The organism is Actinomadura soli, assembly GCF_005889715.1.
GTDB lineage: Bacteria > Actinomycetota > Actinomycetes > Streptosporangiales > Streptosporangiaceae > Spirillospora > Spirillospora soli.
The window spans coordinates 1-21,503 of sequence record NZ_VCKW01000109.1 but is presented as its reverse complement, the minus strand read 5'-3'; the positions used below and the strand labels follow the sequence as shown (position 1 = coordinate 21,503).

The following is a 21,503-nucleotide window of genomic DNA, read 5'->3' as shown; positions in this document are numbered from 1 at the left end:
CATGAGGCTGAGGACCGTACTCGGGGAGGTCCCGGCACCGCGGGGACCGGTGCTCGTCCACGAACACCTGCGCCTCGACCTGCGCGGGCCGAGCGGACGCGCACCGGATCCAGCGGCGTGGCTCGACGACGAGGCGACGGTCGGCGACGAGCTGGCGGCGCTGCGGCGTTCGCACGGCCTGGCGGCCGTGGTGGAGCTGACCTGCCTCGGCATGGGACGGGACGCCGCCGCGCTCGCCCGGATCAGCGAGCGGGCCGGAGTGGCGGTGGTGGCCGCGACCGGGTTCTACTACGGCGCCTTCCATCCGTCCTACGTCGCCGGGTCGAGCACCGCCGACCTCACGCGGCGGCTGCTCACCGAGGTCGAGGACGGCCTGGACGGCACCGGGATCCGGCCGGGCGTGATCGGCGAGGTCGGCACGGGCGGCGAGCGACCCTCGCGGGACGAGGAGCGCTGTCTCCGCGCCGCGGCCTCGGCCGCCGTCCGTTCGGGGCTGCCGGTCGCCACCCACGCGCACCTGGGCCGGGGCGGGCTCGTCCAGCTCGACGTCCTGACCTCCGAGGGGCTGGCGCCCGACCGGATCAGCATCGGGCACCAGGACCTGCTGGACGACGCGCCGACCCACCGCAAGCTCGCCGACGCCGGCGCGTACATCGCGTTCGACACGATCGGCAAGGCGTCCTACCAGAGCGATGACGTGCGGCTCCGGCGGGCACTGGACCTGATCGAGGCCGGGCACGCGGAACGGCTGCTGCTCAGCAACGACGTCTCCAGGGCCACCTACCTGAGGGCGAACGGCGGCGGCGGATACGGCGCCGTCTTCGCCTCCTTCGCGCCGCGGCTCGCCGCGGCGGGCGTCGACGAGACGACGCTGCGCCTGATCCTGCACGACAATCCCATCCGGTTCCTGATCTCGGGGGAGGCTCGATGACCGCGCCGGAGCTGCGCGAGACGCACCCGCTGCCGACCGTCTCGCTCCAGGAGGCGACGGCCCGGCAATTCCGGCTCCTGGAATGTGTGGCGGACCATTTCGACGGGCGGCAGCTGTTCTCCGCCGACGTCGGCATCACACCCCGGTGGGGACGGCCGGACGCCACCCGCCGGACGGAGGCGGCCCTGGCCGACTTCTTCGGGACCCCGGCCGCGGCCCTCGTCCAGGGCGCGGGCAGCGGCGCGATCAGGGCGATGCTGACCGCGGCCCTGGAGCCGGGCGATCCCTTGATCGTGCATTCCGCGCCCGCCTACGCGACCACCGCGACGGCCTTCCGCTCGATGGGCCTCGGCCTGGTCGAGACCGACTTCAACTCCTCCCCCGCCAAGGCCGCGGCCCCCTACGTCCACATCCAGCATTCACGGCAGCTCCCGGAGGACTTCTACGACCCGGCCGAGGTGATCGCCCGGTACGCGGAGCTGGGCGTGCGGGCCCTGGTCGATGACAACTACGCGGCGTTCCGCACGCCGCGCACCGGTGTCGAGATGGGGGCGGAGGGGTCGGCGCTCTCGCTGTTCAAGCTGCTCGGACCCGAGGGCGTCGGACTGGTCGTCGGCTCGCGGGACCTCGTCGACCGCGTCCACGCCGACAACTACTCCGGCGGCGGACAGGTCCAGGGACCGCAGGCGCTCGACGCCCTGCGCGCGCTCACCCAGGTCCCCGTCCTGTGGGCCGTGCAGTCCGCCACCGTCACCGAGATCGCGGAACGGCTCGGCGCGGGCGAGGTTCCCGGCGTGGCGCAGGTGCGCATCGCCAACGCCCAGGACCGGTGCGTGCTCGTCCGGCTGGACGCCCCGGTCGCCCGGCAGGTCATCGAGGCCGCGGCTGGGTTCGGGGCGGCTCCCTACCCCGTCGGGGCCAACTCCCGGTACGAGATCGCCCCGCTCTTCTACCGCCTCTCCGAGACCTTCCTGGCCGGCACCCCGGAACTGGCCGACTGGACGATCCGGATCAACCCGATGCGGGCGGGAGCCGACCTCGTCGTCAAGATCCTGGGCAGCGCGCTGAGGGAGATCCGGTGTTCCTGACCGCGACGACGGCGCGCAACCCCGGGCTCGTGGACGCCGCGGTCGGGCTCCACCGCGACGGTCGCATCCCGCCCGACACCTACCTCATCGACCTGGACGCGGTCGCGGCCAACACCGCCGCGCTCGCCGCCGTGGCCGACGCCCACGACGTCCGGCTGTGGCCGGTGTTCAAGCACGTGGGCCGCAACCCGCACGTGATCAGGACGGTGGCCGGGCACCTGCCGGACGCCGCCGCCATCGACCTGCGCGACGCCCACGCGGTCCGGCGGGCCGGGGCGAGGCTCGGCAACGTCGGTCACCTCGTCCAGCTTCCGATCAACGCCGTGGACGAGGTGCTGGCGTGGCGTCCCGAGCACGTCACCGTCTTCGGCGTCGAGCAGGCCCGAGCGGTGTCCGCCGCGGCGGCCCGTCTCGGGATCACTCAGCCGCTGCTGGCCCGCGTCGTCGCAGCGACCGACCTGATCTACCCCGGGCAGGAGGGCGGCGTCCCCCTGCCCGACGTCGAGAAGTTCGCCGCCGAGGTCGGCGACCTGGACGCCGTCTCTCTTGAGGGCATCACCTCTTTCCCCTGCCTGCTCTACGACGAGTCGGCCGGGTCCATCACCCCGACCCCGAACCTGCAGACCCTGCTGACCGCCCGATCCCGCCTCGCCGCGGCGGGGTCACCGATCCGCTCCATCAGTGCGCCCAGCGCGACGGCCGCCGCGAGCGTCCCCCTGCTGGCCGCCCACGGCGTCACGCACGGGGAGCCCGGTCATGCCCTCACCGGGACGACTCCGCTGCACGCCGCCGACCTCACCCAGCCCGAGATCCCCGCCCTCGTCTACGTCTCCGAGATCGCGCACATCCTCCCGGACGGCCGTCCCACGATCGTCGGCGGCGGCTTCTACCCGCGAGGCCGTCCGGACGAGGCCCTCGTGTTCCCCGGCATCGGCGAGCCGTTCACCCTGCCGGTCGAGCCCGCGCCGCCCGAGAACATCGACTACTACCGCCTGCTCGGCGCCCCGTCCCCGGGACCGCCGCTCAGGGTGGGCGACACCGTCGTCCTGGCCTTTCGTACGCAGATCTTCGTGACCCGCAGCGCGGTCGGCGCCGTCCAGGGCGTCGCCTCGGGCAAGCCTCGCCTCCTCGGCCTGGCGGACTCCCACGGGCGGCCCTGGTGAGCCGCGTCGTCATCCTGGTCATCGACGGCCTCGGCATCGGCGCCATGCCCGACGCCGCCGCCCTTCGTCCCGGCGACGCCGCCGCGCACACCCTCGGCCATGTCCTGGACGCCGCGGGCGGCCCTCCACACCTTCCCGCACTCGCGGCTCTCGGTCTCGGACTGCTGCACCCGCGCGAGAGCCTGGACTCCCCCACGCTCCCCGGAGCGGCCGCCGGACGTTCCGGCCTGGGCTATCCCGGCGCGGACACCTTCGCCGGCCACCAGACCATGATGGGCGCCGACATGAGCGGGACGGCCCTCGCCCGCTTCGCCGACCACCTCGACACCGTCGCGTCCGCCCTGCGGTCGGCCGGTCACGAGGCACGCGCCCTGGACGGCCTGCCCGTCCTCCTCGTGGACGGGCAGGCCGTCGTCGGCGACAACCTGGAGGCGGATCCCGGTCTCAGCTGGAACGTGAGCGCCCGTCTGGACGACCTGACGTTCGAGGAGATCCTCGGCATCGCCCGGACGGTGCGCGGCGTCGCTCCGACCGCCCGGGTGATCGCGGTCGGCGGCCACAGCACCGAATCGCTCCTGCGCTCCGTCCGGTCGGGCGTGGACGGCACGGCGGGCCTGGACACCCCCGCCTCGGGCTTCTATGTCAACGACGGTCTCGAGGTCGCGCACCTCGGCGTGCAGATCGACCACACCCGCCAGCTCCCCTCGCGCGCCGCCGCGGCCGGCGTCCCGGTGACCCTCGTCGGCAAGGCCGCCGACATCATCGTGTGCCCAGAAGCCCTGCGCCGCCCGGCCGTCGAGACCGCCGACGTGCTGAAGGAGACCTTCACGGCCCTCACACGCACGGCCGGCGCTCTCGTCGTGGCGAACGTCCAGGAGACCGACCTGGCGGGGCACCAGCAGGACGCCCGCCGATACGCATCCCTTCTGGAGGAGATCGACGCCGGGCTGTCCTCGCTCCTTGAGACCATGCGTCCCGGCGACCACCTGATCGTCACCGGGGATCACGGCAACGATCCGACGATCGGCCACGCGTTCCACACCAGGGAGTTCGTCCCCGTCCTCCACCACGCCCCGGGGCTGCCGTCGAGACCCTCGGCGTTGCCGGACGTCACCAGCCTGTCCTACATCGCCGTCACGGCCGCCCGAGCGCTGGGCGTCCCCTTCTGAACCCGGGGTAGGCGCACAACCGGGTGCCGAGGGCGGTCTTCCAGCGATCGGACCGCTGCGGGGCCGAGAGTGAGGACCAGGTCGCTCAGGCGTCGCGCGTCAGACCGACGAACATCGTCCGGTGGAGCTGGACGACATGATCGTGGGCTATGTCGGCTGCCGCCGCGTCGCGCCGGCGGATCGCCTCGACCAGGGCCCGGTGCTCCTCGTTGGACCGTCGCAGCGTCTCGAGCGGGTACGGCAGATAGTAGCGGTACAGCTCGCGCAGCACCGCGCCGTACGGCTCGACGGCCGTCGGGGCGCCGGTCGCGGCGGCAACGGCGAGGTGGAACCGCTCATCGCAGCCGTGGAACTCCGCCCAGTTCGGCGCCCGGTCCATCTCCGCGACAAGGTCGTCTAGGGCCGCGACCGCCGCCTCGCCGGCGTTGCGGGAGGCGAGGTGGGCGATGCCGCATTCGAGGGTCAGGCGGTGGTCGATCAGCCGGTGCACGTCGGCGGCGGCGGACCGGTAGGCGTCCATGCCCTTGACGGCCCGCCGGCTGGGGTGCTCGGCGACGAGGGTCCCGCCGTTCCGGCCACGCCGCCGTTCGAGCAACCCGTCCTCGCAGAGCGAGACGAGCGCCCGCCGTACGGTGATCTCCCCGACGTCGAGGGCCCGGGCGATCCGGTCGCTGGCGGGAAGGCGCTCGCCGGGAGCCAGCAGCCCGAGGTCGACCGCGAGCGCGATCCGGGCCCGCACCGTCTCCAGCGCCGAGAGCCGCCGGACGCCGCTGAGCGCCGGTGCGCGAAGCCTTTCGGTGGTCGCGCGCTCGCCCGGCATGAACGCGTCAGGAGGGACGGGCATGCGCTCACTCTAGCCAGGCCGCGGAAGGTTCCCGTCCGCCGGGTCTTGGATAACTGCTCATTTTGAGCTATTTTATCGGCCAGGCTCCGGAGAAAGGCAGGTGATCGTGGCCCGACCACTGCCCATCACGCTTGCGCAAGTGCCGCCGCACCCGCTGACGGTGCCTCTCGCCGATTTCGCCGCCGAGACCCGCGAGCTGCTCGCCCGGCTTGGGCGTACGCGCGTCCTGGTGTACCCGGAGCTGCACCTGTGCGGCGTGGACACCTCGCGCGGGGGCGTACGGCAGCAGCTGCGGGACGCCGCCGAGCCCCTGGACGGGCCGCGGGTGGCGGAGCTCGCCGAGTTGGCTCGCGAGCTCGGGATCTGGCTGCTGCCGGGCAGCGTCGTCGAACGCGGTGAGAACGGCGAGCTGTTCAACACCGCGCTGGCCTTCTCTCCCGAGGGCCGCCTTGCCGCGTCGTACCGGAAGATCTTTCCTTGGCGGCCGTACGAGCCGTACGACTCCGGCGACCGGTTCGTCGTCTTCGATCTCGACGGCATCGGCCAGGTCGGCTTCGCGATCTGCTACGACATCTGGTTTCCCGAGGTCGCCCGGCACCTGGCCTGGATGGGCGCCGAGTTGATCGTCAACCCGGTGATGACGACGACGAAGGACCGCGCGCAGGAGCTGGTCCTCGTTCGCGCCGCCGCCATCGTCAACCAGGTCTTCGTCGTCAGCGTCAACACCGCCGGGCCCACCGGCACCGGGCACACGCTGGTGGTCGACCCGGAGGGCGCCGTCCGCACCGAGGCGCCCGGCGACGCCCCCGCAGTCGTCACCGACCTGCTGGACCTGGACGAGGTCGCCCGCGTCCGTACGCACGGCACGGCCGGGGTGAACCGCATGTGGGATCAGTTCACCGACGCCGACGCCCCCATCGAGCTGCCTCTGTACGAGGGTCGCATCGACCCCCGGCGGTGGCGCCCGGCGGGCCATCCCCCGCCCGCGACCAGCTGAGCCTGTTCCTCGCACCACCTCAGGGAGCCCCCCATGGACACCCAACCCCGTACGCTCAAGCGCAGCCTGACCCTGAGATCGGTCGTCCTGTTCGGCCTGGCGTACATGACACCCCTGATCGTCCTCGGCACGTTCGGGGTCGTGGCGACCGCCACGAACGGCGTAGTGCCGACGGCGTACCTGCTCGCGCTCGTCGCGATGCTCTTCACCGCCTACAGCTACGGACGGATGGCGACGACGTACCCGGTGGCCGGCTCGGCGTACACGTACGTACGGCGCGCGATCGAGCCTCGCGTCGGGTTCCTCGTCGGCTGGGCCACGCTCCTGGACTACTTCTTCCTGCCGATGGTCATCTGGCTGATCGGCGGGGCGTACCTGCAGGCCAAGTTCCCCGGCGTGCCAGGCTGGACGTGGATCCTCGCCTACATCGCCGTGACCACGGTGCTGAACCTGATGGGCATCAAGACTGCGGAGCGCGTCAACGACCTGCTCATGGTCTTCCAGATCCTGGTCATCGCGATCTTCGTGCTGCTGTCGCTGCGCCACGTCGTCCACGTGGACGGCGCCTCGGCGCTCGCCGCGGGTACACCGTTCTTCCACGACGGGGCGACGTTCGCCGGTATCTCGGGCGGCGCGGCCATCGCGGCGTACTCCTTCCTCGGCTTCGACGCGGTGACCACCCTCACCGAGGAGACCGTCGATCCCAAACGCACGATGCCACGCGCGATCCTTCTGACCGCGCTGATAGGCGGCGCCATCTTCGTCACGGTCGCGTTCACCACGCAACTGGCCCATCCAGGCAGCACCTTCGAGGACCCCGGCTCGGCGGCCTTCGAGATCGCCATCACGATCGGCGGTGACCTGTTCTCCTCGATCTTCCTCGCGGGTCTGGTCGTGGCACAGTTCGCCTCCGGGATCGCGGCCCAAGCCAGCACGTCGCGCCTGCTGTTCGCGATGGGCCGGGACTCGGTCCTGCCGCGCCGGCTGTTCGGTTACGTCCACCCGCGCTTCCGAACGCCGGCCTTCAACATCCTGCTCACCGGCGCGGTCGGCCTCATCGCGCTCCGGCTGAGCGTCGCCACCTCGACGTCGTTCATCAACTTCGGTGCCTTCATGGCGTTCACCTTCGTGAACCTGAGCGTCATCGCGATGTTCGTCCGCAGCCGTCGCTCCGGCGCGGGCGGCCGCGTCCTGCCGGACGTCCTGGTCCCGACGGTCGGCGCGCTGGTGGACGTGTGGCTGCTGTTCCACCTCGATGGACGGGCCCAGACGCTCGGCCTGATCTGGCTCGCGCTCGGCGTCGCCTACCTGGCGTACCTGACGAGATTCTTCCGGCTCGCGCCCCCGGAGATGGAGTTCACCGAGGACAAGCGCCCTGCCGAGCCGCTGCCCGCCGAGTAGCCCCGGAGCGGCGAACCGGTCGAGGACGCCGACCAGGCGGGCATACATCCTTCCGCCGTTCAGAAGGCCGGCGTCCACCCAACGGCATCGGCAAGGTGGACGCACGCTCGCTGAGTCTCGGGGTCGTCGGGACGGTTGATGCCGGGATCGGCCATGGCTTGAGTGGGCTCGCCTCTCAGCGGCGCGTCGTGTGCGCGACGTACACGGTGTTGGCCGCGCTGCCGCCCTGTAGGGGATTGGCGAACTCCACGACGTGCGCGGTCACCTCGGCGAAGGCCTCACCGAGCACGGCTGTGAAGCGGTCGTCGGGCGGCTCGTTCGACCAGAGGGCGAAGACGCCGCCGGGATGGAGCTGGGCGGCCAGACGGCTCAGTGGGCCGGGCCGGTAGAACGAGGCGTGCTGGGGATCGAGGACGTGACCCGGCGAGTGGTCGATGTCGAGCAGGATCGCGTGGAAGCGGGCCGCCGGCTCTTGCGGGTCCAGTCCGGCAGGCGACGAGGCCATGGCGAAGAAGTCGCCCTGCTCCAGCCGGCAGCGGTCGTCGGTCGTCAACATTTCGCCCAGCGGCACCAACTGCGCCCGATGCCATTCGATCACCTCGCCGAGCGTCTCCACCACGACGAGCGAGCGCACCCGAGGATCGTCCAGCGCGGCATGGGCGGTGTAGCCGAGCCCGAGCCCCCCGACGACGACGTCGAGGGCTTCTTCCTGTGCCGCGGCCAAGCCGAGACGGGCCAGTTCGACCTCCCCGGTCGTCCACAGGCTCGACATCAGGAAATCGTCATCGAGTTTGATCTCGTAGACATCGACGCCGAGAGCCGGGTCCCGGCGCCGCCGCAGACTGACGGCGCCCATCGGCGTCGGACGCCAGTCGAGCTCCTCGAACAGTGGGCCCATGGGGTTCAGATCCTGGTGGTTCCACGGCGGTCATCGATGGCGTTCCCCACCCTGGCCGAACTGCTGGACGGATTGGCCGCCATCATTGAATCGCACTTCGGCTACGAAGCGCGCACCAATGGTGGTCACGGACCCAGATCCGCGAGACGTCGTAGGGATCGTGGTGCACGGTCTCGACGAGCGCGGCGTACTTCTCGTTCGGCGTCAGCGCCTTCCCGGGTCAGCGGGTCGCGCAGGCCCTCGTGCGGCCGGTTCTGCCAGTGCGCGACAATCCACTCATCCAGCAGCTCCTGGAGTTCGACCATCGACCAGGCGCCCCTGCCTCGGCGTTCTCGCCCCGATCCTCCACGCTGTTACCGACGTATCCCGCGACGTACTGAGCGAACAGGTGTCGACCGAGCTGAAACTCGTCTCGACCGTCCCCTTCTCCCAGGGCGAACCCTTGTGGGTCGGCTGAAAGTTGATGCCCATCGCCCGGCAGGCGTTCCGAAACGCCTGGGAGGTGAACACCTTGCCGTGGTCGAACACGATCGCGGCCGGCACCGCGACTTCTACATCCGCCAGCTGCGCGGCTGGAAGGGCATCGTGCAGCCGGAGACCATGACACCCGAGATCATGGCGACCTTCGGCCGGCTCTGCGGCGCCTCGCTGGCCCGTGCGCACGCCCGTTCCGGAGATCCGATCGCCATCGGCGCCTATCTCGGCGGCGGCGACACCTTCGACCAGGCGCTGGCGGTGTTCGCCGAGGCCTACGCCGACCAGAACGAACGCGCCCGCGCAGCCCTCGCCGACGCCACGCGCAACGGCTGGGTCACCGCCGATCCCGCCTGACGGGACGGCACGATGGGACGGCGGGGGCAGAACGGCGTGGGCGGAACGCCGGCGGGGGCACGACATATCGGAGGGCACGATGGGACGATGGGGGCCGCTGATCGCACTGGCGACCGCGCAATTCGTCATGGTTCTCGACCAGTCGGTCATGAACGTCTCGATCAGCACGCTGGTGGACGACTTCGACACGACGGTCCCCGCGATTCAGGCGGTCATCACCCTGTACTGCCTGGTGATGGCCATGTTCATGCTGACCGGCGCCAAGATCGGCGACATCATCGGCCGGCGCCGCGCCTTCGTCACGGGCCTGGTCGTCTACGCCTGCGGATCGGCGTTGACCGCGGCGGCCCCGACCCTGGCCGTTCTCGCGCTCGGGTGGTCGATTCTGGAGGGCCTCGGCGCCGCGCTAGTCCTGCCCGCGCTGGTCGCGTTGATCGCCGACAACTACACCGGACACGAGCGGAAGGTCGCCTACGCCATGATCGGCGGGGTCGCGGGCGCCGGGATCGCCGTCGGCCCGATCCTGGGCGGCTGGGCGACCACCGAGCTGAGCTGGCGCGTGATCTTCGTCGGCGAAGTGGTCCTGGTCGTGGGCGTTCTCCTGGCGGCGCGGCTGCTGACCGAGGGCTCCCGCAGCCGTTCGGCCCCTCGCCTCGACCTCGTGGGCACTGCCCTGTCGGCCTGCGGAGTGGGAATGATCGTGCTCGGCGCCCTGGAGTCGAGCACCTGGGGCTGGGTCCGGCCGAAGGATCCCCCGGTCGAGCCGTTCGGCCTCTCGCCGACCCTCTTCGTCATCGCGTTCGGCGGAACACTTCTCTGGGGCTTCACGGCCTGGCAGCGGCGCCGCGAGCACGCGGCCGGTGATCCCCTGCTGCACCTGGACCTGCTGAGGTCACCGCCGGTCCGGGCCGGGCTGATCGGCCTGTTCGCCCAGAACCTCATCCTGATGGGCGTCTTCTTCGTCATGCCGCTGTACCTGCAGCTAGTCCTCGGCATGAACGCGCTGGAGACGGGCGTCAGGATGCTGCCCGTCTCCGTCATGTTGTTCATCGCCTCCGTGGCCGGGTCCCGGCTGTCGTCCTGGTTTTCGGTTCGTGCGATCGTCCGGGCCGGCCTGGTGATCAGCGGCGGGGCGGTCCTTGCGCTGATGGCGACCGTGCAGCCGGACCTGGCCGGCCCGGTCTTTGCGATCTCGATGGGGACGCTCGGCGCCGGCATGGGACTCATGGTCTCCCAGCTCGGGAACCTGGTGCAGTCCTCGGTAGGCGGGTCCGGCCGGGGCGAGGCGGGCGGCCTGCAGTACACGGGACAGCAGCTCGGCTCCTCGCTCGGCATCGCGCTCATCGGGGCGATCGTGCTGGCCGGCCTGACCGGCGCGTTCGTGTCGAAGGTCGATCAGGACGAGCGGATCAGCGCCCAGGTCGCCGAACAGGTCGGCGTGGCCGCCGGCACCGGCGTCGACTTCGTCGCCACCGGCCAGATCGAAGCGGCCGCGCGGAAGGCGGGCTTTGACGACGCCACCGCCGGGGCACTCGTCGACGACTACGGGAAGGCGCAGCTCCTGTCGCTGAAGGCAGGGCTGCTGGCCACCGCGCTCCTGGTCCTGGGCTCGCTGGCGTTCACACGCGACCTCCCGCGCACACCGTCCGCGTCCGGCGCCCGGCCCCCCGGCCCGGACACGGCCGGACAGAGGGAGAGGGAACCGCCCGCTGGGCGGAACCGTCGAGCGGACGATTCCAAGGCCACACCGCTTGAGCGGGGGAACGACGACACAGTTTGAGCGGACGGGTCCGACCAGTCCCGACGTGCGCGGCGGACGTGCACGGTCGGCGCGTCGATGGCGAGCACACGGCAGACCTCCTCAGGTCGGCGGGTCGGGCGAGTCCTTCACGGTCGGCGCGGACAATGCCGAGATGGTCTGCGGGCACCACTCGGTCCGACCCGTCGCGGGTGCCCGCTGTGAGCAGGGGCGTGCCGGGAGGTTTACAGGTGATGGCGGAGGACGAGGTCGGTGGGGTAGGGGTCAAGGAAGGTCTGCTGGGTCATGTAGTCGAGATCCTCGCCTTCGGCGTGGTGGCGCAAGAGGGCGATGGGGATGCTCAGGGGCGCCCGTCCCCGCCGGTAGGTTTCGATGGCGTTCAGAATGTCGTGCCGACGGGTGTCGTTCAGGTGCTCGCTCAGGACTCCGAAGATGTGCTGGAGCGCGTTGACGTGGCGGCCTCGGCTAGGGCGGGTGGCGAACGCTTCGTTGAAGTGGCGGCGGTAGTCGGTTTCCAGGATGTCGCGAGGGGTGGCGCCCGCTTGGGCGACGATCCGGCCCAGCATCTGGTAGGCGGACGGGTCGTGTGCCAGGAGCTGTTGTTGTGGCGGCTGTGGAAAGCGACGAGGTCCCGGGGGCGCCAGTCGGCGGAGAAGAAGGCGTGAAGCCGGGCGTGGGCGAAGACGTGTTCGATGAAGTTCTCGCCGAGGACGGGATCGTGGAGCCGTCCGTCTTCTTCGGTGGGCAGGTCCGGGAGGGCGCGGGTGACGAGGTCGGCGAACATGCCGCGGCCGCGGCGGTCCACCGGCTGGCCGTCGGTGCGTTCGCCGGATCGCCCGGAGCCGTAGCGCGGCAGGCCCATCAGCCCGCAGCTGGGCGAGCGCGACTTGAGCACGTATCCGTCGAGGTCGGTGAGATCGGGGATGCGGTTTTCGGCCAGTGCCGTCATCGCCTCGGTGTGGTCGGCGGTGCCGTCCTTGGTGACGAGCCGTCCGCCGGTGTGCAATCGCAGTGTGGGACGGGGCACGCCCAGTCCGATCTCCATTTCCGGGCAGACAGGCACCCAGTCGACGTGAGGCGCGAGCAGGTCGGTGAGGAACCGGTCGCGGCTGTGGCCGCCGTTGTAGCGGACGGGGGCGCCGAGCAGGCAGCTGGACACCGCGAGCCGGGGGCGCGGATGCGCGGCGGTCACAGCAGGTCCCTCATCCGGTGCAGCCCGCGGGCGGTGCGTGCTTTGACGGTGCCTAGCGGGACGGCCAGCCGATCGGCGATCTCCCGCTGGGTCAGCTGCCCGTAGTGGGCCAGCATGATGGCCTGCCGCTGCGGAGTCGGCAGGCCGGCCAGCGCCTTGCGGACGTCACACGCGGTGTCCACGGCGGGGGTGGTGTCTGGCACTCTGGCGGCGTCGTCCAAGGGCACCGCTCTGCGGGAGTGGCGCGCCTCGGCGCGCAACTGGTCGATGGCGCGGTTCCGGGCGATGGCCAGGACCCAGGGTTCCAGACCGCGTGCCGTGTCGAAGCGTCGCCGTGACCGCCAGACCTCCAGGAAGACGAGTTGGACGACGTCGTCCACGGCGTGGCCGGGCACCAGGCGGACGACGTGGCGGCGGACCAGGGGCCCGAGAACGGCGTAGCACTCCTCCAGAGCCGTCTCGTCGCCTTGGCTGAGTCGCTGTCCGAGTGTCATGAGCTCGACCTGCCCGCGAAAATCGCTTCAAAACCTAGTCATAGTCGATCCGGCGAGCGGGGGCAACCTCGGCACCGCAAAGATCGTGGAATCTTTTCCGCAGGTCAGGGTCGTGCGAAAGTGGATCTGATCTCGGTGACCGCCTCGGGGAGGGTGGTCACGAGCCGGGTCGTGGACGGAAGCCGGTCGCGGTTCCAACCCGGCCCGCCGACCAGCAGACGCACCGCCGGCCGAGAGCCCGGGAGCTCGTCCAGCCAGCCGGGGTCGCCGGTTTGCGCGGTCTGCGACCAGACGAGGACGGCGTTCGGTCCGATACGCCGGATCGCCGCGGCCAGCGCCGGCGCCGGCACCCGCGCGCCGAGAAGGGCGGCCGCGACCCCGGTCTGCGCGAGCGCGGCGGCCAGCGCGTGCACCGGCAGGCTGTGCTGCTCCTCCGGCGCACAGGCCAGCAGCACGGGACGCGTGTTCAACGGCTGGGCGGGCGGAGCCACCTCCGCCAGGCAGCCGAGCAGCACCGTGGACAGCAGGTGCTCGACCTCCACGCAGTCACCGGACGCCGCGTGCTTGCGACCGATCCCCGTCAGGACCGGGACGATCAGGCCGTCCCACGCCTCCACCACCCCGGCACGGGCGATCGCCGTCCGGACCGCCCTGGCCATCGCCGGCGCGTCCAGGGCCATCGCCGCGCGGGCGAGACCTCGCACCTCGGCCGGATCCGAGCCGGCGGGCAACTCCTCCAGCGGGACCCGGTTGCCGCCGGCGCCATGCCCGCGCCTGGCAGGCGGCTCGCCGGGCGGCTCGTTCAACGCGGCCCGGGCCGCCTCCGCCGGAGGGGCGCCCGCGATGATCGATCGCTGCATCGCCTCCAGCCGCGCGAGGTCGGCGGACGTGTACCGGCGGTGGCCACCGGGGCTGCGTCCGCTGGGGCCGATGCCGTACCGGCGGTCCCAGGTGCGCAGCGTGGCGGCCGCCACGCCCAGGTGCCGCGCCACCGCGCCCACACCCAGCCCCGGCTCCCGATCCATTGCCCCGCCCATGCGTTCCGGCCTCCGCGCCGTCGTTCCGACCGCACAGCGTACGATTTCCCAGACCTTCGCCGGAACCGTCGCTCCCGGTTGCATTCCGGCCGGCAGAAGGTCGTGTGATCGACATCAGCCGCTTCCCGGCGGCGGGACTCGCGGTGATCTCCCCGCCGTGCCCTCGGCGGCGCAACCGGTCGCGGGGGTCGCTCCGAACCTTCTCCTGATGAACACCTCGATCATGCTGTTCACCCGCGACCTGCGGGTGCGCGACAACCCGGCCCTGGCCGCCGCCTGCGGGGCGGACCACGTCGTTCCCGTGTTCGTGTTCGACAACACGATCCTGGACGGCCCGTTCGCGGCCCCGAACCGGGTCCGGTTTCTGCTCGACAGCCTCGCGGACCTGCGCAGATCGCTCCGTGGACTGGGCGGCGACCTGGTGGTGCGGCGCGGCGATCCGGTCACCGAGACCGCCCGTCTGGCCAGGGAGACGCACGCGAGCGCTCTGTTCCTCGGTGACGAGCGGTCGGCGTACGCGACCCGGCGTCTCGCCCGGCTCCGCGGACTCGATCTGGACGTCTCGGCAGGCCCCGGCATCACGGTGGTCCCGCCAGGCGACCTCACTCCTTCCGGCGGCGACCACTATCGGGTGTTCACCCCGTACTGGCGTGCCTGGGAGGCGGCGCGATGGCGTCCGGTCGCGGACTCTCCCAAAGCCGTTCGCCTGCCGCCGGGTGTCAGGCCCGGTCGGCTGCCCCGGCTCGCCGGCCTGGTCTCAGGCTCACCCTCCCCCGGCCTCGCGTCCGGGGGCGAGCGGGCGGGACGCGAACGCATGGCGGCGTGGCTGCGCGAGGACGCCGCGGATTACGAGCGCGTCCACGACGATCTCGCCGCCGACCGCACGTCCCGGCTCAGCCCGTACCTGAAATTCGGCTGCCTGTCACCGCGGGAACTGGCGGAGACGGGCCCCGACGGGTTCCGCCGCCAGCTGGCCTGGCGCGACTTCCACCACCAGGTCGCCGCCGCCTTCCCCAGGCTCCCGAAGGACGACTACCGGCCGCGCGGACGGAACTGGTGCCGGGACGATGCCGCGCTCGCCGCTTGGCGCGACGGCACGACCGGCGTCCCGATCGTGGACGCCGGAATGCGGCAGCTGCGCCGCGAAGGCTTCATGCACAACCGCGCCCGGCTCATCACCGCGTCGTTCCTGACCCGCGACCTCGGCATCGACTGGCGGCACGGCCTGCGCCACTTCAACGACTGGCTCACCGACGGCGACGTCGCCGACAACGCGGGAAACTGGCAGTGGGTGGCCGGCACCGGCAACAACACCCGGCCCGGCCAGACCATGAACCCGCTGCGGCAGGCGCTGCGGTTCGATCCCGGCGGCGACTACGTCCGCAGGTACGTGCCCGAACTCGCGGGTATCGACGGACGGCGAGTCCACCGTCCCTGGGCGCTGCCCGCAGCCCGCAAACGGGCTCTCGGCTATCCACCGCCCATCATCGATCTCGACTGACGAGTGCCCTTCGCGAGCCGATGCCGGGCATGCCGTCATTTCCGCCGCCCGGACGGGTAGGCACCACAAAACGCCTGGTCAACCGGAGTTGGACTGGACACGTCGGCCGCGGCGGCGCGACGGCCGCGCGCCCTGGATGGACCCGCTGTCGCGGTGGTGCCGGTATCTCCCGTCCCTCGCGCAGGGACGGCGATGGCGAAGGTGCGCGCCGAGGAAGGGCCGTTCGTCGTGTGGATGCAACCGGCCGGCCGTCGGGTCCCGAAGGACTGTGCAGAACCTGTACGGACGACGATGGAGAAACAGTGCGTTCCCGACATCGTGTGGCACAGGACGACGGTCAGCGCGGGTGGCGCTGATGGCGGCGCGGCATCCGGTCGTCGTGGTCGGGGCCGGTCTGGGCGGCCTGTCGGCGGCGATCCACCTGGCGGCGCGGGGGCGTGAGGTGGTGGTCGTCGAGGCGCGGGACGAGCCGGGCGGCTGCTGCGGGTCGGCGCACGCCGGCCCCTACCGGTTCGACACCGGTCCTTCGGTGCTGACGATGCCGGCGGTGCTCGCCGACACGTTCGGCGCTGCGGGCGAGGACCTGGAGGACGTGCTGCCGCTACGGCGTCTGGACCCGTTCTACCGGCTGGCCTTCCATGACGGGTCCCGCTTGGACGTCGTGGCTGGCGCGCAGCGGATGGCGGGCAACGTCCGGGAACTGTGCGGCCCGGCGGAGGCCGCGCGGTATCTGCGGTTCCGGCGGCGGCTCGGGGAGATGTTCGACGCGGAATGGTCGTCGTTCATCGACGCGGACATGACCCGGCTGCGCGGCATGGCTCGTCCCTATGCGCTGCTCAAACTGGCGGCGGCGGGCGGGTTCCGGCGCCTGGACCGCTACGTGGCCGGTCAGCTGACCGACGAGCGGCTCATCAAGGCGCATACCTTCCAGGCGCTGTATGTGGGGCTGCCTCCGGACAAGGCACTCGCCATCTATGCCGTCGTCGCGCACATGGACACCGTCGGCGGCGTGTACTTCCCCTCCAGCGGCGGCATGCACGCCGTCCCGCAGGCGATGGCGGCCGTGGCCGAGAAGGCCGGCGCCTCGATCAGGTACGGCGTGCGCGCCGAGCGGGTGGAGACCGGCGCGTCCGGAGTGACGGCGGTCCGGCTGGCCGGGGGCGAGCGGCTGCCCGCGAGCCACGTCGTCGTCGCCTGCGACCTGCCGCGGGCACACGCCGGGCTGCTTCCGGAGGCCGCCGGCGACTGGCGGCTGCGCAGGCCGCGGTACTCCCCGTCCTGCCTGGTCATGCATTTCGGGATCGACCGGCGGCCGGCGGGCCAGGCGCATCACACCCTTCATTTCGGCCGCCGATGGGCCGGCACGTTCGACGCGCTGGCGGCCGGACGTCCGCAGCCCGACCCGAGCCTGCTGGTCACCTGCCCCGAGTCCGGCGGCACCGCCGCGCCTGCGGGTCACACGACGTTGAGCGCGCTGGAGCCGGTCCCCAACCTGGCCGGCGGAGCCGACTGGGACCGGCTCGGCCCGCGGCTGGAGGAGCGCCTGCTGGGCCGCTTGGCCGACCTCGGGTACGGGGATCTGTCGGCGGCGCCGCGCAGGACCTTCGACCCCCCGGTGTGGGCCCGGCTCGGGCACTCGGCGGGCACGCCGTTCGCGCTGGACCACCGCTTCCGGCAGACGGCGTGGTTCCGGCCGTCGGGCCGCAGCCGCCGCGTCCCGGGCCTGCACTTCGCGGGGATGCACACCGCGCCCGGCGTGGGCCTCCCACCCGTGGTGATCTCCGGGAGGCTGGCCGCCGCCCGGATCCTGGAGGGCAGCCGATGACGCTGACCGCGAGCTACGAGCACTGCCGCCGCCTCAACGCCCGGCACGGCCGCTCGTTCTATCTGGCCACGCTGCTGCTGCCCGCGTGGAAACGCCGGCACGTGCACGCGCTGTACGGTTTCGCCCGCCACGTCGACGACATCGTCGACGAGTGCGGGCCCACGGGTACGGCCGGACGGGCCGCGGCGCTCGACGACGTGACCGCCAAGCTGGACGCCGCCACGGCGGGTGAGCCGGTGAACGACCCGGTGCTGCCCGCGTTCGTGCACACCGTGCGTTCCTTCGGTGTCGAACGCGCCGACATCGACGCGTTCCTGACCTCGATGCGCAGCGACCTGACCGTCACCCGATACGCCGCCTACGAAGACCTCCTCGCCTACATGGAAGGATCGGCCGCCGCCATCGGACTGATGATGCTGCCCGTCCTGGAGACCGTGCCGGGCGCCGGACAGGCCGCGCGGGAGCCCGCCCGGGAGCTGGGGCGCGCCTTCCAGCTCACCAACTTTATCCGGGACGTCGCCGAGGACCTGGAACGGGACCGCGTCTACCTGCCCCAGGAGGACCTGGCCGAGTTCGGCGTGACCGAGGCCGACCTCGCCCGCGGCACCTGCACCCGGGCCGTGCGCGCCCTCGTCGCCTTCGAAGCCGACCGGGCCCGCGGCCACTACCGCCGCGCGCTGGACGGCATCAGACTGCTGGCGCCGTCCTCCCGCCCCTGCATCCGCGCCGCGTACGAGCTGTACGGCGGCATCCTGGGTCAGATCGCCGCGGCCGGCCACGACGTGCTGACCGCGCGAGCGCGGGTGTCCCGCCGGCGGCGCGCCGCCATCTACGCGCGGCACCTGCTCGCGGCGTCCGCCGCGGGCCGGGCCGAGCGGCGCACCCCCGCCGGGACCGCCTGACATGGCCGAGCGGCGGGCACGGGTCGTGCTGGACGCGATGGGCGGCGACCACGGGCCGGCCGTAACGGTGCCGGGAGCGCTGGCGGCGTACCGCGAGCACGGAGTGCCGGTGGTCCTGGTGGGGCGGGCCGGCGAGATCCGGCGGTGGTTGCGGCGGTACGGCGCCGCCGACGGGGTGGAGGTGAGGCACGCCGGCGAGGTCGTCCCCATGACCGAACGGGGCGGGCACACGACGTCCCGGCGGGAGACGAGCCTGATGGTGGGCTGCGAGCTGGCCAGGCGTGAGGGGCTCCCGTTCGTGTCGGCCGGGTCGAGCGGAGCGGTGGTGGCGTCCGCGGTCCGCGCCTTCGGGCGGCGCGAGGGTGTGCGGCGCCCGGCGCTGGCGGTGGCGCTTCCGACCACGTCCGGTTCCACCGTGCTGGTCGACGCGGGCGGGACCACCGACCCGACGGCGGAGATGCTCGCGCAGTTCGCGACACTGGGCGCCGCCTACGCGCGCGACATCCTCGGCGTCCACGACCCGGTGGTCGGCCTGCTGTCCATCGGATCCGAGCCGGGCAAGGGAAACCGCCTCGTTCGGGACGCCGCCCGGCTGCTGCCGGAACTCCCGGTCCGTTTCCACGGCAACGTCGAAGGGCACGACGTGCTCGCGGGAACCGTCGACGTGGTCGTGACCGACGGGTTCACCGGGAACATCGTGCTGAAGAACATCGAGGGCTGTGTCCGGACCGTCCTCGCTTTGGCGGCCCGCACCGGAACCGCCGACCCCGGCACGCTGGAGGAGGTCGCGCGGCTTTACGCGGCCGACACCCACGGGGGTGCCGCGCTGCTGGGGTTGACCGGGACGGTCGTCGTCGCGCACGGCTCATCGGGCGCTGCCGCCATCGCGCGCGCGTGCGTGGTGGCGCGCGACCTGGCGGCCGAGGAGGCGCCTGCCCCGGTGAACGGTCATCGCGCCGCGGGGCCGGCCTCGTGAACGGGTCATTCCCGGACGGGACGCAGCGGATCGCGGCCGTCCCAGGCGCCCTGGCTCCCGAACGGGACGAAACGCGCGAAGAGCTCCTCGCTGTACCAGCCTTCGCGGCGGACGCGTCCGATGACGTCGCGATGCGCGGCCGTCCGGTGGGCGAAGCAGCCGACGGCCTGCTCGTCGTCCCACAGCGAGAAGGTCGCCTGCCGGGCCAGCGGCCACTCGCCCGCACCGATCGAGGCGAGACAGCCGTCCTGGCGGTGCAGCAGACGGTCCACGTCGGGGATCGACCGGTAGAACGCCACCAGCCGCCGCGGGCGGATCGACGCCCTGGTCAGCACGGCCACCGGACCGGGCGGCGTCGCGCGCGGGGGAGCCGTCGCCGCGGCGAGCGGGTCGGCCCCGCCCCAGCCGCCGCGGGAACTCAGCGGCATGAGGCGGACGTGCCAGGACTCTTCGGACTCGTCCCGCCAGCGCGCCGCCACCGGCGAGCGCTCCAGGAAACACTCCAGTTCCGACTCCCCGTCCCACACCGCGAACAGCGCCCAGCGGCGCAGGTCGGCGCCCAGGCTCATGGACCGGCCCTTGCCCGTGCCCAGGAGCCGCCAGAACCGCAGCCCGCCGGTGCCGCGCAGCACCGGACGGTCGAACGCCATGTGCCGCGCGGCGTCCAGGCCCGCGTATCTGATGAGGTGAAACGAGGCGATGATCCCTGTGCTCGTGGCGGTCATCAGCGGCTACCTGCTCGGCTCGGTGCCGGTCGGGGTGTTCGTCGGACGCGCCCACGGCTTCGACCCGCGCGACGTCGGTGACCGCAACCCCGGCTTCTGGAACGTGATGGAACGGCTCGGCTGGAAGGCCGCCGTGCCCGTCTTCGCCGGCGACATGCTCAAGGGGACGGCGGCCGGGCTGGCCGGGCTGCTGGTGAGCGGAACCGAGACGGGCGCTCTGGGAGTGCCGGACGGGGCGAGCGTCGTGCCGGTGTTCGCCGCGGTGGCCGCGGCGATGGCCGGGCACGCCTGGCCGGTGTTCGCCGGGTGGCGGGGCGGACGCTCCATCCTCGCGTTCGCCGGCGGGTTCGCCGTGATCTGCCCGCCCGCGTTCGCGCTCGGCGTCGCCCTGCTCGTGGTGGGCGGCCTGGCCTTCCGCTCGTTCGCCTGGGGCACCCGCCTGGCGGTGTTCTCCCTGCCGGTGCTGCAGTTGTTCTTCGCGCCGGCAGAGCAGGTCGCGGGCACCGGGGCGTTGATGTGCCTCATCGGGCTGCGTTTCGGGCAGGCAGCCCTGGCCGGTCGCCGGACCTGACCGCCGCGCGACCGTAACGGCGGCCACGCCAGGACCGCGCCGGCACCAGCGCCGACTGCGTCAGCCGGACGGCCGCCGCCGCGTCCAGGAGCGGAGAAGCCGCGAGGCCCCGCCTTGGACGCACATAGCTCCCCCGCAGAGCGGCCACGAGAAGGAACCGCTGCGCCAGCAGGCCGAGATCGAGCGCGGCGGGACGACCCGCCGCCAGCCGCAGGATGGGCAGTACCGTCGTCAGCCAGACCACGCCCAGGTCGCCCGCCAGGCGGGCCGCTGAGGTCACGTCCCGCATCGCGATCGACCGGCCCCACTCACGCCACACGCCGGCAGCCGACTCGTGCATGTCCACCTCCAGCAGGGCCCCCGCGTCCCGGAACGCGACCCGCCAGCCGTCCCGCGCGAGCAGCCGCCCGAGCGCCACATCGTCGGTCAGGTGGCGGCGGACCCTCGCGAAACCGTCGGCCTCCGCCATTCGTGTCTTCAGGAACGCCATGCACTGGCCGTTGACAAGCAGCCGATCCGGGCGTCGTGCCGGCGGCCCGATGGGACCGAACCGGTAGACGAGCGTGGCCAGCAGCGACGCGTGCAGCGCCTGCTCGACCGCGCCACCGCAGATGAACCGCGGCCCCGCGCTCACCAGGTCGTAGGCGTCCAGCAACGCGGCCAGTTCCGCGCACAGTCCCGTCTTGGGACGCGTGTCCGCGTCCAGCACGACCACGATCGGCCCGGCCGCCGCGCGCACGCCCTGGTGAAGCGCCCACTGCTTGCCGACCCACCCGCCCGGCGGCGGCGCACCGGTGACGACGGCGGCGCCCAGTCCCGCCGCCAGCCGTGCGGTGCCGTCGCTGGACTCGTCGTCCACGACGATGACCTCGCTCACCGCCGGGTCGGCGAGCAGCGGCGCGACGCAGTCCCCGATGCGGGACTCCTCGTCACGGGCCGGGATCACCACCGACACCGGCTCCCGCGGCGATCCGGACGACCCGGGCACGAGCGGCGCGGGACGGTCACGCCCCCGGGCGAGCCTCGCCGCCACGACCCCGGCGGCCGCCGCCTGCATCATGGTCAGCGGCCCCATCAGGTCAGTGCCTCCCCCGAGCGGGCGGAACGGCCGGTGCGGCCGAAGTCCTCCTCGACGAGGGAGGCGACGATCCGCCCGCCCATCGCGACCAGCGGGAGCCCGCCCCCGGGATGCGCCGACC

The 21,503-nt window shown here is 72.4% G+C and carries 19 protein-coding genes and 1 pseudogene; 13 read left to right on the top strand and 7 right to left on the bottom strand.

Annotated elements, in window-relative coordinates; all coding sequences use genetic code 11:
• Position 1: 1 nt before the first annotated feature.
• Genes ETD83_RS21420 through ETD83_RS21405 form a run of 4 tightly spaced genes read left to right on the top strand, consistent with a single transcriptional unit; the run spans position 2 to position 4,351 of the window.
• Positions 2–931 carry a phosphotriesterase family protein gene (locus ETD83_RS21420; RefSeq protein WP_138646919.1) on the top strand — a complete coding sequence of 310 codons (930 nt, stop codon included), beginning with the start codon at positions 2–4 and terminating at the stop codon, positions 929–931.
• On the top strand, positions 928–2,019 hold the full coding sequence (locus ETD83_RS21415; RefSeq protein WP_138646918.1) for an aminotransferase class I/II-fold pyridoxal phosphate-dependent enzyme: 1,092 nt from the start codon (positions 928–930) through the stop codon (positions 2,017–2,019). The genes ETD83_RS21420 and ETD83_RS21415 overlap by 4 nt, the downstream gene beginning before the upstream one ends.
• Positions 2,010–3,182, top strand: a complete 1,173-nt coding sequence (locus tag ETD83_RS21410) for an alanine racemase (protein WP_138646917.1) — start codon at positions 2,010–2,012, stop codon at positions 3,180–3,182. Before ETD83_RS21415 ends, ETD83_RS21410 begins: the two co-directional genes overlap by 10 nt.
• On the top strand, positions 3,179–4,351 hold the full coding sequence (locus ETD83_RS21405; protein WP_138646916.1) for a phosphopentomutase: 1,173 nt from the start codon (positions 3,179–3,181) through the stop codon (positions 4,349–4,351). The genes ETD83_RS21410 and ETD83_RS21405 overlap by 4 nt, the downstream gene beginning before the upstream one ends.
• An 85-nt stretch (positions 4,352–4,436) precedes the next feature.
• Here the strand turns inward: ETD83_RS21405 and ETD83_RS21400 are convergent, their stop codons facing one another.
• On the bottom strand, positions 4,437–5,195 hold the full coding sequence (locus tag ETD83_RS21400; RefSeq protein WP_138646915.1) for a FadR/GntR family transcriptional regulator: 759 nt from the start codon (positions 5,193–5,195) through the stop codon (positions 4,437–4,439).
• A gap of 139 nt (positions 5,196–5,334) precedes the next feature.
• Between ETD83_RS21400 and ETD83_RS21395 the strand changes: the two genes are divergently transcribed.
• Positions 5,335–6,192 (top strand): carbon-nitrogen hydrolase family protein, encoded by an 858-nt coding sequence (locus ETD83_RS21395; RefSeq protein WP_230421064.1) that lies wholly within the window; start codon positions 5,335–5,337, stop codon positions 6,190–6,192.
• 33 nt (positions 6,193–6,225) lie between these two features.
• Entirely contained in the window at positions 6,226–7,593 is a 1,368-nt protein-coding gene (locus ETD83_RS21390; RefSeq protein WP_138646913.1) for an APC family permease, read from the top strand.
• A 175-nt stretch (positions 7,594–7,768) separates the two neighbouring features.
• Here ETD83_RS21390 and ETD83_RS21385 read toward each other — a convergent pair whose 3' ends face one another.
• On the bottom strand, positions 7,769–8,491 hold the full coding sequence (locus ETD83_RS21385; protein WP_138646912.1) for a polyamine aminopropyltransferase: 723 nt from the start codon (positions 8,489–8,491) through the stop codon (positions 7,769–7,771).
• 516 nt (positions 8,492–9,007) lie between these two features.
• Here ETD83_RS21385 and ETD83_RS44680 point away from each other — a divergent pair.
• Together ETD83_RS44680 and ETD83_RS21370 are read left to right on the top strand one after the other, a co-directional pair.
• Entirely contained in the window at positions 9,008–9,322 is a 315-nt protein-coding gene (locus ETD83_RS44680) for a DUF2252 family protein (RefSeq protein WP_230421063.1), read from the top strand.
• A gap of 79 nt (positions 9,323–9,401) precedes the next feature.
• Complete coding sequence (locus ETD83_RS21370) at positions 9,402–11,102, top strand: MFS transporter (protein ID WP_138646910.1); 1,701 nt, start codon at positions 9,402–9,404, stop codon at positions 11,100–11,102.
• A 203-nt stretch (positions 11,103–11,305) separates the two neighbouring features.
• Here the strand turns inward: ETD83_RS21370 and ETD83_RS21365 are convergent.
• The 3 genes and pseudogenes from ETD83_RS21365 to ETD83_RS21355 all read right to left on the bottom strand — a co-directional run bounded on the left by ETD83_RS21365 (position 11,306) and on the right by ETD83_RS21355 (position 13,792).
• Positions 11,306–12,273, bottom strand: a pseudogene (locus ETD83_RS21365) (YbgA family protein).
• Positions 12,270–12,767, bottom strand: coding sequence for an RNA polymerase sigma factor (locus ETD83_RS21360; RefSeq protein ID WP_138646909.1), 498 nt, complete (start codon positions 12,765–12,767; stop codon positions 12,270–12,272). Before ETD83_RS21360 ends, ETD83_RS21365 begins: the two are co-directional and overlap by 4 nt.
• Positions 12,768–12,871: 104 nt before the next feature.
• On the bottom strand, positions 12,872–13,792 hold the full coding sequence (locus ETD83_RS21355) for a MerR family transcriptional regulator (protein WP_230421062.1): 921 nt from the start codon (positions 13,790–13,792) through the stop codon (positions 12,872–12,874).
• 220 nt (positions 13,793–14,012) lie between these two features.
• Here ETD83_RS21355 and ETD83_RS21350 point away from each other — a divergent pair, with 220 nt between their 5' ends.
• The 4 genes from ETD83_RS21350 to ETD83_RS21335 all read left to right on the top strand — a co-directional run bounded on the left by ETD83_RS21350 (position 14,013) and on the right by ETD83_RS21335 (position 19,008).
• Entirely contained in the window at positions 14,013–15,305 is a 1,293-nt protein-coding gene (locus ETD83_RS21350) for a cryptochrome/photolyase family protein (RefSeq protein WP_138646907.1), read from the top strand.
• A 355-nt stretch (positions 15,306–15,660) separates the two neighbouring features.
• Positions 15,661–17,130, top strand: a complete 1,470-nt coding sequence (gene crtI / locus ETD83_RS21345) for a phytoene desaturase family protein (RefSeq protein ID WP_138646928.1) — start codon at positions 15,661–15,663, stop codon at positions 17,128–17,130.
• Positions 17,127–18,032: a phytoene/squalene synthase family protein gene (locus ETD83_RS21340; RefSeq protein ID WP_138646906.1), complete on the top strand. Its 906-nt coding sequence runs from the start codon at positions 17,127–17,129 to the stop codon at positions 18,030–18,032. Before crtI ends, ETD83_RS21340 begins: the two co-directional genes overlap by 4 nt.
• Position 18,033: 1 nt before the next feature.
• Entirely contained in the window at positions 18,034–19,008 is a 975-nt protein-coding gene (locus ETD83_RS21335) for a phosphate acyltransferase (RefSeq protein WP_138646905.1), read from the top strand.
• Positions 19,009–19,013: 5 nt separating this feature from the next.
• Here ETD83_RS21335 and ETD83_RS21330 read toward each other — a convergent pair whose 3' ends face one another.
• On the bottom strand, positions 19,014–19,733 hold the full coding sequence (locus tag ETD83_RS21330) for a spheroidene monooxygenase (RefSeq protein WP_230421061.1): 720 nt from the start codon (positions 19,731–19,733) through the stop codon (positions 19,014–19,016).
• Between ETD83_RS21330 and ETD83_RS21325 the strand changes: the two genes are divergently transcribed.
• Complete coding sequence (locus tag ETD83_RS21325; RefSeq protein ID WP_138646904.1) at positions 19,708–20,304, top strand: glycerol-3-phosphate acyltransferase; 597 nt, start codon at positions 19,708–19,710, stop codon at positions 20,302–20,304. The two genes, ETD83_RS21330 and ETD83_RS21325, sit on opposite strands and share 26 nt — an antisense overlap.
• Here the strand turns inward: ETD83_RS21325 and ETD83_RS21320 are convergent.
• Entirely contained in the window at positions 20,255–21,379 is a 1,125-nt protein-coding gene (locus tag ETD83_RS21320) for a glycosyltransferase (protein WP_230421060.1), read from the bottom strand. The genes ETD83_RS21325 and ETD83_RS21320 overlap by 50 nt on opposite strands.
• Between the last annotated feature and the right edge of the window lie 124 nt (positions 21,380–21,503).